Here is a 14,837-nt window from a genome sequence, read left to right as displayed (position 1 = left end):
TTTAAGTACTAATAAAAAAGGCTATGAATTTCATCTCATAGCCTCTTCAAAAATTATTGATACATTTCCTCAATCATGCTCTCATATTTCTCATTGATCACCTTCCGTTTCAACTTTAACGTAGGTGTTACCTCTCCTGAATCAATCGACCAAACATGATCAACAAGTGATATTCTCTTCACTTTTTCCCATTGAGCAAAGTTTTTATTCGCTTTCTCAATTTCCTGTTCAATTTTTTCAAGAACCTGATCATTCTTTATCATTTCGTGATCTGTAGTGTAATCAATGTGATGGAGATTACACCATTCCTTCAGTCCATCAAAATTAGGAACTACAAGTGCTGATGGAAACTTTCTATTATTTCCTATCACCGCCGCTTGCTCAATAAAATAAGATTCCTTGATTTTATTTTCAATTAATTGAGGTGCTACATATTTCCCTCCTGATGTTTTGAACATTTCCTTTTTACGGTCTGTAATTTTAAGAAACTTCCCTTCTACCAACTCACCAATATCACCCGTATGGAACCATCCATCTTGCAAAACTTCTGCTGTTTTCTCTGGGTTTTTATAATATCCCATCATTACATTAGGGCCTTTAGCGAGAATCTCCCCATCATCAGCAATTTTTACTTCCACACCTTCAATTAGTGGCCCAACTGTACCCACCATCATATCAATCTCCTCTGCTCTATTCACAGCAATCACTGGAGATGTTTCCGTCAACCCGTACCCTTCACAAAGTTTTATTCCTGCCGACCAGAAAACTCTAGCTAAACGAGGCTGAAGTGCGGCTGCTCCCACATTAATTGCTTTCACATTACCACCCAAAGCTTCTCTCCATTTTGAGAAAACCAATTTATTAGCCAATTCCAGCTGTTTATCATAAATAAAGCCTTGATCTTTTCTTGGTTCATAGCGGAGGCCTAAGTTGAGGGCCCAAAAGAAAATAGCACGTTTCGGTCCGCTTGCTTCTAAACCTTTCGCTATAATTTTATCATAGATTTTCTCCAATAAACGCGGTACCGTATTGAATACATCGGGTTTCACTTCTTGTAGATTAGCAGCGATCGTTTCCATACTTTCGGCATAATAAATAGAAACACCGTACTGAAGGAAATAATGGAAGCCTGTTCTTTCATAAATGTGACATAACGGCAGAAAACTCAAAGCTTTTGATTTTCCTTTTTCGATGGGGCAAACCGATGACACCGCAATTGCATTGGATACGACATTTTTATGAGAAAGCATCACACCTTTAGGTCTTCCTGTAGTTCCTGATGTATAAATGATGGTCATCAAATCATCTTCTTTAATACTTGCCATCATCTTCTCTACCTCAGTTCTTTCTTTGCCTTTACCAAGTTTTTCCACTTCCGTCCAATGTGGAGCATTTTCAATTCTATCAAATGTGAAGATCTTCTCAATGTTAGTCGCTTTCTCTGCCGCTTCAGTTGATTTTTGAAACAGATCCTCATCTCCTACAAAAACAAATTTCGAGTCCGAATTCTCAAAAATGTAGCTGTAATCATCTACAGTGATCGTCGGATAGATTGGCACTGAAATAATACCGACTTGCTGACAGGCTAAATCTATAAAATTCCATTCTGGCCTGTTGGCTGAGATGATTGCAACTTTATCACCACTTTTTAAGCCCGACTCAAGAAACCCTACACTGAGATTGTTAACGATTTCTACGACTTCATCAGTAGAAAACTTTTTCCACTGTCCGTTTTTTTTGTAAGCTACACAATCCTCCTTCGGAAAGTGCTCTTTTTGTAAATACAGAAAATCAAATGTTCGTTTAGGTGTTGTCATAATTTATTGGTTGTAAAGTAATGTTTGATGCCTTCCAGAACGTTAAAAGCTTGTTCCGTTGACTTTGTTCTGTAGCATTCTTTCTTGTTATTGGATTTTGTGTTATCTTAAAACTATCGATAATAATATATTTGTCCTAATTTTACCGAGATTTAAATAAAGGCAGTTTTAAAAAGTTGTCTTTCAATGACTTTTCATAGATCATTATTACCCATGAAAGGATTGTCTATTTATAAACATACTGCATTATTCATTGCTGTTCTTCTTGTGCTCTTCAATATTGAAAGTTTTGCCCAAGAAAATAGTAATATTGTGATTTATGCTAAACTTAAAAGTACTGATACTGAAATACTTCAACCTTGGTCTACCGCTTTCCTAGCAGACAGAGATTATCCTGCTACTATGTTAGCCCCTGTCAGGTACGCTCATATCATTCCATCAGCTAAAAATACTTTCACCTTCTATCAGATTTTTCAGAAAGAAAGACCTGATATTCTGGAAATTCACCTTAACAACTCTGCCAACATACAACACGCTTTAGAAGAGCTTCAAAAACACCCTTTGGTAGAATATGCGGAAGTAGACACTTACGTGCAGGACCTGCAGAGTGTTGATGAATATACACCAAATGATCCGAGTCTTACATCACAATATAATGTCTTCAATCACAACTTAAAACAGGCATGGGCAATCACTAAAGGAAGTAATGAAGTAGTGATTGGTATACATGACAGTGGTTTTGAAATCAATCATGAAGACCTCATTGGAAATATGAAAGTCAATGAGGCAGAATTAAACGGAAACCCCGGTATAGACGATGATGGTAATGGTTATATAGATGATATCTATGGTTACAACTTTGCAAATAACAGTAATGATCTACAGACAAGTTCAAATCATGGTACTGAGGTAGCCGGAACTGCCGCTGCTACACCGGATAACGAAGTTGGCATTGCAGGAATGGGCTTTAATAGTAAAATGATTTTTGCTGTCCGAAGCAGTCTTAGCAGCTTGGTTTATTTAGCTGAAAATGGTGCTAATATTATTAATATGTCATGGGGTGGTGTGAATTTCATATCAAATGCTTATCAGGATGTGATCAATCATTATACGGAAGATCCCGAATATGATGTGCTTTTTATTGCCGCTTCTGGAAATTTAAATCACAATCAAGTACTCACTAACTACTACCCGGCATCTTATGACAATGTTATGTCCATAAGCGCAGTGGATAGAGATAAAAACAATCAGGATTTCACCAAGAGCTATAATATTACAATGTCTGCCACAGACAATTCTTTATCCACCACAGCAAATAACGGTTACAAACATACTAGCGGTACATCTTACGCCTCTCCTACTGTAGCAGGTATTGCGGCATTAGTCAGGGCAGAATATCCAGAGCTTACAGCTAAGCAAGTAAGTCAGCTTCTCCGTTTCAGTGCCGACACTTCTTATATCTCTATTGGGGACAATGCCAAAGACAAATACGTATATGGTTACGGCCTTGCTGATGCTCATAGGGCATTAACCCACAAAGACAGTTTACACATAGTACAGGCAGAAAACATACAGTATGGTCATTACCTCACAAGAGATATTACTATAGCACAGGGAGATACTTTAGCCATTTGGTTTGATTTCAGAAATATGCTGAATGGCAACTCAGGTGACCTCAAAGCAGTCCTGACTTCTTACAGCGATAGTTATACACCAATCACTGACACCACTTTTATTGGTCAGATGAGCGAAGGACAGGTGATTTCCAATCGATTTACTCCTTTCTTATTTAAAATCAGTGAATCGGCTAATTTGCAGGAAAATGTTTATTTCAGAATCAATTTCGAAGACATCAATTCCAATTACGTTCATAAGGACTGGCAGAATACCCATATGAATATTTCTCTTGAGCAAATCATTAATTTCAATAGAATTTCAGGTACTTTCCGCCCTGATGGAACAATAGGTAAAGAACATGGACTCAATTTTTATGGCCCGAATGCTAGTGGGAATGTTGAATTTTATTCAAACTATCACCTTACAAGGCAAGCAGGTGTGATATTAGCTACAAAAGACAACGTTTCTGATGCTGTTTATACTGATATTGACAACAATACTAGAAGTACTGACTTCCAAGGCGTCACATTCCCCAATTATCTAAGGGAATATTCAACGGACAGCCTTTACCCTGTGTTGGCTTACAACATGAAATACATTGATTCAAAATCAGGCAGACCTATTTCCTTTGAGGTAGATCAGACCTATTATTCAGGGCGTGCATCTAATGTCAATAGCGATATCTTCACAGAACTAGCCATCAAAAATGTATCTAATGCAACAATCGATACTTTATATGCAGGGCTCTTCATGGATTGGATTATGGAATACACCACCTCTACTGCATTAGATTCATTGCCTCCTGACAGTTCTATTGTCGATTATGACTCAGACAGAAGAATGATCTTTGTAAAGCATGTCAATGGGAAAAAATATGCTGCAGTTACGTTATTAAATGAAGGAGAAATCAATATACAAGCAATTGATAATACAGACAGCAGTAATAGTGATATTAATATTACGGATGGCTTTTCTGATGAAGATAAAATAAAAGCGGTTTCTTCTGGAATTGGCACAACACAAGTGGGTGAAGAAGGAACAGGCACAAATACATCGAGTGTAATCAGTTTAAGCATACCTAACTTAAAGGCCGATGAAACAGCAAGAGTAGGCTTCTTAATCAGTGCAGGAGATGATCTTGAGCAAATACATGAACATACCGAAAACATTCTGCCTTATGCTCAGTACTGGCTGAAAGGACCAGCTCCACAAATCGGGTATTTAACGGCCCGTGAAGGTGAAATAGTGAATGTAAGAACAGATAATTTTGACTCTTTTGCACTCTATAAAGAGGTCAATGGCAGTAAAGTCTTTAAAGGTATCGGTAGAGAGTTTGATCTTCTGATCGATTCTATCAATTATTATTATGTACAGTCACAAGGTAGATATGTATATTATGGAGATACGGTACAACTACAAGGAGAAGCTATTCCTACTCTGAAAGTAGATCCAACAATTTACTCTTGTTACAACAGCAGTATCATTATTCAACCCGAAGGTTGTGATTCTTATAATTTCTATAAAGATAGACTGCTGACACAGCTGGCACACACCGGCAACTCCCTCGTATTATATGACCTCCAAAGTGATACTTCTTTCTGGATTACATGTGCAGAAAGAAATATTGGAATAGTAGACACCGTACATACCCAAATTATTATTGATTCTACGTTCAATGACTATACTATTTCAGACAGTGTTTCTTATATAGATGGAAACATTACGGCTACTTTTGACGAAAATCAAAATGCCGCTACATGGTCATGGGAATTGGATGGAATACGGATTGGTGAACACAATGACGTTTCTATTACCCCTACTTTCACAACCGAAGGTATGGCTCAACTAAGGCTTTACGCAACCAACAAAGCGGGGTGCACTTATATTATTTCAAAAGAAATTGAGGTAAAACGTGACAACCCTCTAAGTTCAGTGGTCTCTACATTGGAAGAAGGTAAACTGTATCCAAACCCGGTGAATGACGGCGTGATTTATTTGGCTCTACCTAGAAATTTAGGAATGATTACATTTGATCTCTATACAACAGACGGACGCTTACTATTGGATAAAATACCGTACATCATCACAGGGTCTAATTATACCATCTATCTTCCAAAAGCACTTCAAAACCAGAATTGTATTTTGAAAGCCTCTTCAAAGTATGGAAGTCATACATGGCAGGTTTCCATTCAATAGGAAGAAAACTTTTAATTTATCATTTCTTAATATTTTGGTGTCAACAAAAACAAAAATAGTACATTTGTAGCCACTATGAGCTGAAGGGCGGATTTTCCACAACTTCAGTCTCTAATCGAATAAGAATCAATAATTTAAATATGCGTAAGTTTTTAGGAATTATTCCTGCTCGCTACGGATCATCCAGATTGGAAGGTAAACCACTTGCTGATATTTGTGGAAAACCTATGATTCAACACGTATACGAACGTGCAACCGCAACAATGAGCGATGTTTATATTGCCACTGACGATGTTCGTATTGTTGAAGCAGTTGAATCTTTTGGAGGAAACGTAGTTATGACTTCAGTTGATCATTCCAATGGTACTTCAAGGTGTTTGGAAGCATTGGAAATCGTAAACCAGCAAACAGGCAAAGACTTTGATGCAGTAGTGAACATTCAGGGTGACGAACCACTTCTTGAACCTGTTCAGCTTACAGAGTTAATGGAAAGTTTTGATGATACTACTGAATTCGCAACGCTAGTTTTACCAGTAGTTCATGCAGAAGACCTGATCAACAACAGTGAAGTTTTCGTGACATTCGATCACAACAAAGACGCATTATATTTCAGTAGAGCGGTAATTCCTACCGTAAGAGGTGTAGACCCTAAAGAGTGGATGCAGCATACCACTTTTTATAAGCATATCGGTCTTTACGCCTATACCAAAGAAGCATTAGCAAAGTTCTCTTCTCTTGAGCCTACAAACTTAGAGAAATTAGAATCGTTGGAACAGCTAAGATGGGTGGAGCACGGTTACAAAATCAAGGTCGGTATAACAGAGCATGATAGCATTCCTGTTGATACTAAGGAAGATTTGGAGCGTGTAAGACAAATCATGCAAAAGTTAGCATAGGTAACAAGGTATATCTATTTGTAACTATTTTGGGGTAAGTGCTTAAAATTTACAAATAGCTAACGTTTATCATTGGGCATTAATTTAAAAATAAATTAAATTGCGCATCGTTGGAGATTAGTCCGTTAAGTTAGGGCAACACCCAATACAAAAGCAATATATACAGATGAGTAAAAACATTGTAAAAGTTGGCGATATCAACTGTGGAGCCGACGAGTTATTCCTGATTTCTGGTCCTTGTGTTATTGAGGACGAGAGTATCATGATGAAAACCGCAGAGAAATTAAAAGAGGTTACGGAACGTTTGAACATTCCGATGATCTACAAAGCATCTTTCCAGAAAGATAACAGATCTTCAGTAGATTACTACAGAGGTCCTGGTATTGATGAAGGTTTAAGAATCCTTCAAAAGGTAAAAGATGAGTTTGGTTTCTCTCTTGTATCAGATATTCATTATCCAGACCAAGTAAAACCTGCTGCTGAGGTTTTAGATATTCTTCAAATTCCAGCTTACTTATGTATGCAAACTGACCTTGTGGTTGCTTCTGCTGAAACAGGTAAAGTTGTAAATATCAAACACGGTCAGTTTTTAGCTCCTGAAAACATGATCAAGCCTGCTCAAAAAGTAGAATCTACAGGCAACAAAAATATCATTTTAACGGAAAGAGGTTATTCTTTTGGTTACAATGACTTGATTGTTGACCCTCGTTCATTCTATGAAATGAGACAAACTGGATACCCTGTAGTATTTGATGTAACACACTCTATCCGTAAGTACGGTATCCCTTCTGCGGATCCAACAGGTGGAGCTCGTCAATACTTAAGCACATTGGCTAGAGCTGGTGTAGCAGCTGGTATCGATGGTTTATTTATCGAAACTCACCCTTGCCCTAACGAAGCTCTTTGTGACGCGGCAAGTCAATTAGATGTAAATCAATTAGAAGAGTTCATGAAACCTCTAATTGAATTACACAATATCGAAGTAAGCTACCGCTAGTAACTTATTTCAACATTTTTTCCGATTTAAAAAAACAAAATATATACTTACTAGTATGGAATTATATTTAGATTCTGCGGAGATCAATGAGATCAAATCGTCTTTTGAACAACTTCCGTTCATGACTGGTTTAACTACAACTCCTACGTTCATGGCTCGTCACGGTATCACTGATATCGACGGTACTATCGTTGAGTTGTCGAAAATTGTTCCTGTTCTTCAAATCGAAGCATTAGGTGACACTGCAGAAGAAATCGTTGCTGAAGCAAAACGTCAAGAGGCGTTAGGTTTAGACCGTGAAACTACTGTTTACAAAATTCCTGTATCTAAAGTAGGTCTTAAAGCTTGTAGCATGCTTGTAAAAGAAGGTTTCAAAGTGAACGTTCACCTTGTATACACTTTACAACAAGCGTATATGGCTATGCAAGCTGGAGCAACTTATGTTTGTCCTCTAGTTGGTCGTTTACAAGACCAAGGTCATGATGCTTTATCATTAGTTAAAGATTGTGTTGAAGCTGTAAACTACTACGGTTACAATACTAAAATCATGTTCTCTTCAGTTCGTACTATCCAACACGTACGTGACGCTGTAGACATCGGAGTTCACACTATTACTGTACCTTGGAAGATCATGTCTCAATTAACTGAGAACCACTTCACAAAAATCGGTACTGATCAGTTCATCAACGATACTCGTTTAATGACTGTACGTGTAGGTGATGCTTTATCTGACATCAACCCTACTATCACTGCTGACGCTACAATCGCTGAGGCATTAGTAGTAATGACAAACAACAAAACTGGTGCTGCTACTGTAGTAGACGCTAACGGTGCTGCTATCGGTATTTTCACTGATGGTGACTTACGTCGTTTAGTATCTGAAAAAGGTGGTGATGTTTCAAGCATCAAAGTTGGCGATTTAGGATTAAATGCTCCTATCTCTATCGATGCTCACGAATTATTATTCGCTGCATCTAACTTAATCAAAGAGAAGCAAGTTGACGAACTAGTAGTAACACTTGACGGTAAAGCTATTGGTTTATTAGACGTTCAAGACGTTGTAAAATACTAATCTCTAACCATGAGAGAAGAATTATTCGAAGAAGGAGGAGGCGTGTTTGTAACCGCCTCCTCTTCTCTTTTAGAGCAATTGAAAAAAGTCAAAGGATTAATCTTTGACTGGGATGGTGTTTTTAATGGTGGCGTAAAAGGTGGTGCTATGCCTAGTCCATTTAGTGAAGTGGACTCTATGGGTGTAAATATGCTTCGCTTTGGCTACTTCTTAGAGCACGGTGAAATCCCTTTCACAGCAGTTGTAACAGGAGAATTTAATGAAGCTGCATTTAAATGGGCCAAAAGAGAACATTTTGATGCTGTTTGTTACTTAGTCAAAGATAAAGTAAAAGTACTTCCATTAGTAGACAGTATGTCTGGCGTAAAAGCAGAAGAGATCCTTTTTACTTTTGATGATATCCTTGATATTTCTTTGGCGAGAGAAGTAGGTGCCCGTTTTATGGTCGGAAGACAAGGAAGCCCGCTTTTCACAGAGTACTGCCGTATGCATGGCTATGCGGATTACATTACTGGCAATGCAGGTAACAGCAATGCAGTTAGAGAAGTATCAGAAGTTGTATTATGCTTATTGGATCGTTTTGATGAGACTATCGATAAGAGAGTTGATTTTGAAGGCGACTATGCGAAATACATCAAACTGAGAAATGAAATTCCTACCAAATTCTTCAAGAATGAAGGCAGTGAATTCATAGAAAACAATCCTCTTTAAAGCTGACTTATAAGAGCTTTTTATTCAATCCCTATTTTTCTAAAGAAGAGTAGGGATTGTTTTTTTACAATTAAAATGAACTCTACAAAGAGATTCTCACTCTTCATACCCCAAAAAGCTTTCATTTTCATAGGCATTCCACGTTATTATTGAAGATTTTATAAAAAAGTCATCAAAAAAAAGAAAATTTATCACTTTCTTTTTGGTAAAGCTTACAGATGAAAATAACTTTGCATTCGCGTTTTATGTATTTGAGCGATTGTAATCAAGTACTTATGTTTCGAACAAACTAAATATTACAGCCTTTGAAAGTTATAGATCGTCTTAATCAAGCAGCCGAGGATAAAAAGACATTATTTTCTTTTGAACTACTTCCCCCAGTAAGAGGTAAGAGTATTCAATCATTATTTGATGCTATTGACCCGCTAATGGAGTTTAATCCTGCATTTGTGGATGTTACCTATCACAGAGAGGAGTACGTTTATAAAGAATTATCAAACGGCTTATTTGAAAAATCAATCCAACGCCATAGACCAGGTACAGTTGCCGTTTGCGCTGCCATTATGCACAAATACAAAGTAGATACTGTTCCTCATATCATTTGCGGTGGTTTTTCTAAAGAAGAAACTGAAAACATTCTTATTGAATTAAATTTCTTAGGAATTGAAAATATATTAGCATTAAGAGGGGATGCTGCTAAAGGTGAAGCTTCTTTCACTCCGCATCCTGAAGGATATGCTTATGCTTCTGAGTTGGTGGAACATGTCACTAAAATGAACGAAGGTGAGTTTAAATATGCTGATCAAGCAGGATTTAAAGGAGGTTTCAGCATTGGTGTAGCAGGTTACCCTGAAAAGCACATGGATGCTTCTAATATGGCTTCTGACATTGACTTCTTAAAAAAGAAAGTAGAATTAGGTGCTGATTACATCGTAACTCAAATGTTCTTTGATAATCAAAAGTACTTTGATTTTGTAGATAGATGTCGTGCAGCGGGTATTACAGTACCTATCCTTCCAGGAATCAAGCCTTTGACTACTCAAAAGCAATTGACACTGTTACCGAGTATCTTTAAGTTAGATTTCCCTGAGGAATTATTGACTGAAGCTAAAAAGTGTAAGAATAATAAAGAGATCAAGGAATTGGGTATCGAATGGGGTATCAAACAGTCAAAAGAACTGATTGAATACGGCGTTCCAGGTATGCATTTCTATTCTATGGGTAGATCTACTTCTGTAAAAGATATCGCTGAGGCTATCTTCTAGGATTAGATTATTCGTTTGAAGTAATTATATTGCTGCAATATTTTGAAGACAATTCAAATGTTGCAGCATTTTTTTATGAGTATTTTCAGCATCCTCCTTTTGATCATCGGTATTTTTTTACACCGAAGAAAAAACGCTTCATTGTATCCTCTGATTCATGACCGTGCACTATTGGTCAAACTAATAATGGGTCTATTACTTGGATACCTTTATTCCACTTATTTCAAAGGAGGTGATACTTTTATGTTGCATGCTGATTCGGTAAAATTAGCTGAAATTGCGAAAACTAACTTTACAGGCTATCTAGATTTTGTATTTTCAAAACCTTATTACTACCCATCTGAAATCAAGTCTCAATTGATGTTCAGTAATAGTTCCACTGTCTATTTCACTATTCTTGGAAGTATTTTAAGCCTTATTTGTTTCGGAAATTACTGGATAATGTCACTATACATGTCATTTTTCAGTTTTTGTGGCTTCTGGTTTTTACTGAAAAGAGTTAAGCAACTCTACCCCTCCACTGCCTTTAGCTTTTTAATAGCCAACTTGTGTTTTCCCACAATCATTTTCTGGAGCAGCGGCGTCATTAAAGAAGCATTAGCGCTCCCCTTTTTATATTTCAGCTTAGGTTTATCAATCGATTTAATATCTCGAAATATTAAATTGACTCCTATTCTAGCACTTCTATTTTCCCTTTACAGCCTGTTACAATTGAAGTTTTATTACTTCGGAGGGTATTTAATCTTCTTTGTCCCCCTGCTTTTTTTCATGTATCTGAATAAGAAAAATATAAGTTTCAGCAAAAAGTATATACTGATACTATTCTCATTGATCATTATTGGAGGAATATTTATGATCAATTTTGAATACCATTTCAATCTGAATCGATTTCCACAAACTATTTTTGATAATTACCAGAAGCTAAGTTTATACGAACAAGATCCTCATGCTATTCATTTAGAAAAAATGAGCAATACTTGGGAAGGTATTCTTCTGTCTATCCCAGAAGCTATGTTCACTCCACTTCTCTACCCTAATTATCTCACTTCAAGACACCTTTTTGATGTGATCATAAGTTCAGAAAACCTTCTTGTATTACTGCTGATACTGATGAATTTCTATCTCCTTATTACAGAAAAGACGAAAATCTCAAGATCTAATTTATTGATGATCGGATTATTATTAGCGTATTCACTCTGCACCATAGCATTTTTAGCAATAGCAAGCCCCAATTTGGGATCCTTGAGCAGATACAAAATTGGGGCAAGCGTATTTTTATATTATATCTTGATCATTCAGCTTGAAGCTTACTTCAAGAAGAGATTAGGAAATGTGGATGTTCTCATCTAAATAAATCTCTGCCATCATACACCTCGTACCTCCACCACAAACATTTTCAATGGTATCTATAGGCGAATGAATGATATCTACATATTTTTCCATCACTTCAATCTGCTCTGGAGTAAAAGAATGAAAAGCTCTGGAAGACATTGTAATTTTCTTGTTCCCATTCAAATCAGTCACTTCCAGCACGTTACAAGTGAAATCTCTTAATTGTGAGAAGCTGACGTCTATTATTTCTTTCCCTGTTGACTTAAATTTCTCCCAAAGCAAAGCCTTTTCCTCAGCATTTTTTACGGAGGCACCACAGATCACCACAAAATCTGTCGCTATGGACAGCATCACATTGGTATGATAGATAGGCACATCATTTTCATCTAAGGAAGTAAAAACTACAGGTTCATATCCTAATGTTTCAGCGTGTTTCTCAAAAAGTTCCTGATCTGTTCTTCCTGAAACACAAGCATACGCTATTTTATGAACTCTATCGAAAATAATACTTCCAGTACCCTCCAGAAATTTATTCTGTTCTTCATAGATCGATAAATCTGTCACTTTAGAAACATGAAAACACATTTCCATCATGTCAATAATATCTGATCTTCTTTCTAACCTCCTATTTATAGGACGCATTGGGTATAAAAAGATATTTCCGTCACGATGAGTTGTAAACCAATTATTAGGAAATTGACTATCAGGTTTTCTAGGTTCAGGTGTGTCATCAATCACGGTGACATCAATATTATTGGCCCTTAGTGTGGCCACATAATGATCAAACTCCTTCAATGCACTTTCTATATACTCAGTATTAGAGAGATCGAAATTTGTTTCTTGAAATTCATTATCTGCAGCAGTGTCTTCATTAAAGCCAAAAGACGCAGGTCTGACCATCAATATATGTTGAGAGGAATTATTCATTTGTATTTATAGGTTAAAAACGAGTATGTGTAATGATAAATGAAAAAATTCAGTGGCAATACTACTCAAAAATCTGATTTAATACCTTAAAAATGAAAAATTCCCTTTTTTTTTCGGTTTTTTGAAAAAAAATTTTAAGAAGTGTATATATTAACACTTAACTACATTATTATCAGTGATTCAAGACAAAGTCCAAATATGATCTATGTCATAATTAAAAACCTCAGTACAATACATAAATAAGTGTTCTCAGTACAAAATTTAATAAAGTATTTGCGAATTTTCGCAACAGTAAATTTTATGTAAATATGCTTTGACAAAAGAAAATAATCATGCACCTTTGTTATGTAATCAAAAGGAAATAAGCTTTAAGATTACATTGAAAAAGAAAAAATACTCGATTAAGAGTTAAAAATATAAGTAATAATTCATTTCATTTCATACTTTGTGGGAGAGGTTGTCATTCAGTGGCAACCTCTTTTTTGTTATAACTTTTTTCTGATTTTTATTGATAAGTAAGATTTTTTATAAAAAAAAGAGCGAAAAGGTAATGATAATCATCAAAAAATCATCTTTAACAATTTTTAAATCCGTCATAAATTTTTAAGTGTACGCAGTAACACTTTACAAACAAAACCCTTCATTTTTCAAAAGATGCATTATTATATATAAGGATCAACTTACACTTAATACCTATAAATGAATTAAGCGTAACAAATACAAAATTAATAATATTTAAAATCATTATTTACACTTATTAAATTTTGAGCTTTTTAATTTTGACAAAAGAAAATAATCATGCACCTTTGTTATGTAATCAAAAGGAAATAACTTTTGAATTACTAGAATAAAGAAATAATACTCTAATAAAGAGTTAAAAATATAAGTAATAATTCATTTCATTTCATACTTTGTGGGAGAGGTTGTCATTCAGTGGCAACCTCTTTTTTGTTATTCTACTTTTTGAGATTTCAAGGGAATTCTTCGGGTCAGCACCAAAAGTTGGGCAAAGACCATAATGTTGCTACCTTTGTATTCTTATGAATGACGATTTATTAGCCTTGTTTTTCCCTGAAGGGATGCTAGATTTCTTCGAAATTGAAGACTATACCAACAGTTCAGCAGAACTTCAAATTTATCTAAAAGAAAAAGATATTCCTCCTGTTGAATATTCTCATTTGGAACTCCAAAAAAGAGGATTCCATGACCCTAAGACAATTGAAGATTTTCCTATTCGTGGTAAAAAAGTAAAGTTGATAGTAAAACGTCGTAGATGGGCAGAAAAAGATGCTCATTTAAAATTATCAAGGGATTGGAAGTTAGTAGCAAAAGGAACACGTATGTCTGAGGAATACGCGTCTTTTTTAAAAGAACTTGCTCGATACTGAAGCAATAAGCAGTCAACGTCTTTCTACTTTCTATGGAGTTAAAAGCTCGAACTTTCTTCGAAGTTATAAAAAACATTTGAGTGAGTTTGGTGAATGGGTAAAAGAACACTCAGATGACAACAACCTTGTCTTTCCTGAAAATATTTCAAAATCGATTGGTATTGATGAGACCTCTTTGTCCAATGGAGAATTATACACAATTGTAACGAATAAACTTGCAGGTGGCAAACAGGGTAGTTTAATCGCTTTAATTGAAGGAGTAAAGTCTGAAGATGTAATAAAAGTTTTAAGACAAATCCCCAAAGATCAGCGTGATAAGGTAGAGGAAATAACATTAGACATGGCTAATAATATGAACCTTATTGCGAGTAAATGTTTTGGTAAAGCAGATATCGTAATTGACCGTTTTCATGTGCAACAGCTAGCTTCTGAGGCTGTACAGGAACAACGAATCAAGGTTAGATGGGAAACTTTGGAGGCAGAGAATGAGAAAATAAAAGAAAGCCGTGAAAAAGAGGAGAAATATGTACCTGAAATACTTCCTAACGGCGATACTTTACCGCAACTATTAGCAAGAAGTAGATATGCATTATTCAAACCTATCTCTAAATGGACAAAA

At 35.9% G+C, this 14,837-nt stretch carries 11 protein-coding genes; 9 read left to right on the top strand and 2 right to left on the bottom strand.

Annotated elements, in window-relative coordinates:
* Positions 1–53: 53 nt before the first annotated feature.
* Positions 54–1,817 carry an AMP-dependent synthetase/ligase gene (locus HHU12_RS19475; protein ID WP_169658409.1) on the bottom strand — a complete coding sequence of 588 codons (1,764 nt, stop codon included), beginning with the start codon at positions 1,815–1,817 and terminating at the stop codon, positions 54–56.
* Between the two features lie 186 nt (positions 1,818–2,003).
* On the opposite strand from HHU12_RS19475, the gene HHU12_RS19470 reads away from it, so the two are divergent.
* From HHU12_RS19470 to HHU12_RS19440, 7 genes are all read left to right on the top strand, one after another.
* Complete coding sequence (locus HHU12_RS19470) at positions 2,004–5,630, top strand: S8 family serine peptidase (RefSeq protein WP_169658408.1); 3,627 nt, start codon at positions 2,004–2,006, stop codon at positions 5,628–5,630.
* A 140-nt stretch (positions 5,631–5,770) separates the two neighbouring features.
* Positions 5,771–6,526: a 3-deoxy-manno-octulosonate cytidylyltransferase gene (gene kdsB / locus HHU12_RS19465; protein WP_169658407.1), complete on the top strand. Its 756-nt coding sequence runs from the start codon at positions 5,771–5,773 to the stop codon at positions 6,524–6,526.
* Between the two features lie 166 nt (positions 6,527–6,692).
* The gene (gene kdsA, locus HHU12_RS19460) at positions 6,693–7,523 is read left to right on the top strand and encodes a 3-deoxy-8-phosphooctulonate synthase (protein WP_044205283.1); all 831 of its coding nucleotides are present in this window, start codon (positions 6,693–6,695) and stop codon (positions 7,521–7,523) included.
* Positions 7,524–7,578: 55 nt separating this feature from the next.
* Complete coding sequence (locus HHU12_RS19455; RefSeq protein WP_169658406.1) at positions 7,579–8,595, top strand: transaldolase family protein; 1,017 nt, start codon at positions 7,579–7,581, stop codon at positions 8,593–8,595.
* Positions 8,596–8,604: 9 nt separating this feature from the next.
* The gene (locus HHU12_RS19450) at positions 8,605–9,306 is read left to right on the top strand and encodes a hypothetical protein (RefSeq protein WP_044205277.1); all 702 of its coding nucleotides are present in this window, start codon (positions 8,605–8,607) and stop codon (positions 9,304–9,306) included.
* Positions 9,307–9,611: 305 nt separating this feature from the next.
* Complete coding sequence (gene metF, locus HHU12_RS19445; protein ID WP_169658405.1) at positions 9,612–10,571, top strand: methylenetetrahydrofolate reductase [NAD(P)H]; 960 nt, start codon at positions 9,612–9,614, stop codon at positions 10,569–10,571.
* 57 nt (positions 10,572–10,628) lie between these two features.
* The gene (locus tag HHU12_RS19440) at positions 10,629–11,921 is read left to right on the top strand and encodes a hypothetical protein (RefSeq protein ID WP_169658404.1); all 1,293 of its coding nucleotides are present in this window, start codon (positions 10,629–10,631) and stop codon (positions 11,919–11,921) included.
* Here HHU12_RS19440 and ctlX read toward each other — a convergent pair.
* On the bottom strand, positions 11,895–12,830 hold the full coding sequence (ctlX, locus tag HHU12_RS19435; protein WP_169658403.1) for a citrulline utilization hydrolase CtlX: 936 nt from the start codon (positions 12,828–12,830) through the stop codon (positions 11,895–11,897). The two genes, HHU12_RS19440 and ctlX, sit on opposite strands and share 27 nt — an antisense overlap.
* Positions 12,831–13,870: 1,040 nt before the next feature.
* Between ctlX and HHU12_RS19430 the strand changes: the two genes are divergently transcribed.
* Positions 13,871–14,218 carry an ISAon1 family transposase N-terminal region protein gene (locus HHU12_RS19430; protein WP_169658402.1) on the top strand — a complete coding sequence of 116 codons (348 nt, stop codon included), beginning with the start codon at positions 13,871–13,873 and terminating at the stop codon, positions 14,216–14,218.
* Positions 14,205–14,837, top strand: a 633-nt coding sequence (locus HHU12_RS19425; protein ID WP_205959934.1) for an ISAon1 family transposase, incomplete at its 3' end; no start/stop codon positions are given. The genes HHU12_RS19430 and HHU12_RS19425, both read left to right, overlap by 14 nt.

The organism is Flammeovirga aprica JL-4 (genome assembly GCF_012844305.1).
In the GTDB taxonomy this organism is placed as follows: domain Bacteria; phylum Bacteroidota; class Bacteroidia; order Cytophagales; family Flammeovirgaceae; genus Flammeovirga; species Flammeovirga aprica.
The sequence above is the reverse complement of the archived record's forward strand: the minus strand, read 5'-3'. Positions and strand labels throughout refer to the sequence as shown.

Coding starts and splice junctions, on each gene's coding strand:
- HHU12_RS19475 (WP_169658409.1), bottom strand. CDS start 1,817: ATGACAACACCTAAACGAACATTTGATTTTCTGTATTTACAAAAAGAG.
- HHU12_RS19470 (WP_169658408.1), top strand. CDS start 2,004: ATGACTTTTCATAGATCATTATTACCCATGAAAGGATTGTCTATTTAT.
- kdsB (WP_169658407.1), top strand. CDS start 5,771: ATGCGTAAGTTTTTAGGAATTATTCCTGCTCGCTACGGATCATCCAGA.
- kdsA (WP_044205283.1), top strand. CDS start 6,693: ATGAGTAAAAACATTGTAAAAGTTGGCGATATCAACTGTGGAGCCGAC.
- HHU12_RS19455 (WP_169658406.1), top strand. CDS start 7,579: ATGGAATTATATTTAGATTCTGCGGAGATCAATGAGATCAAATCGTCT.
- HHU12_RS19450 (WP_044205277.1), top strand. CDS start 8,605: ATGAGAGAAGAATTATTCGAAGAAGGAGGAGGCGTGTTTGTAACCGCC.
- HHU12_RS19440 (WP_169658404.1), top strand. CDS start 10,629: ATGTTGCAGCATTTTTTTATGAGTATTTTCAGCATCCTCCTTTTGATC.
- ctlX (WP_169658403.1), bottom strand. CDS start 12,830: ATGAATAATTCCTCTCAACATATATTGATGGTCAGACCTGCGTCTTTT.
- HHU12_RS19430 (WP_169658402.1), top strand. CDS start 13,871: ATGAATGACGATTTATTAGCCTTGTTTTTCCCTGAAGGGATGCTAGAT.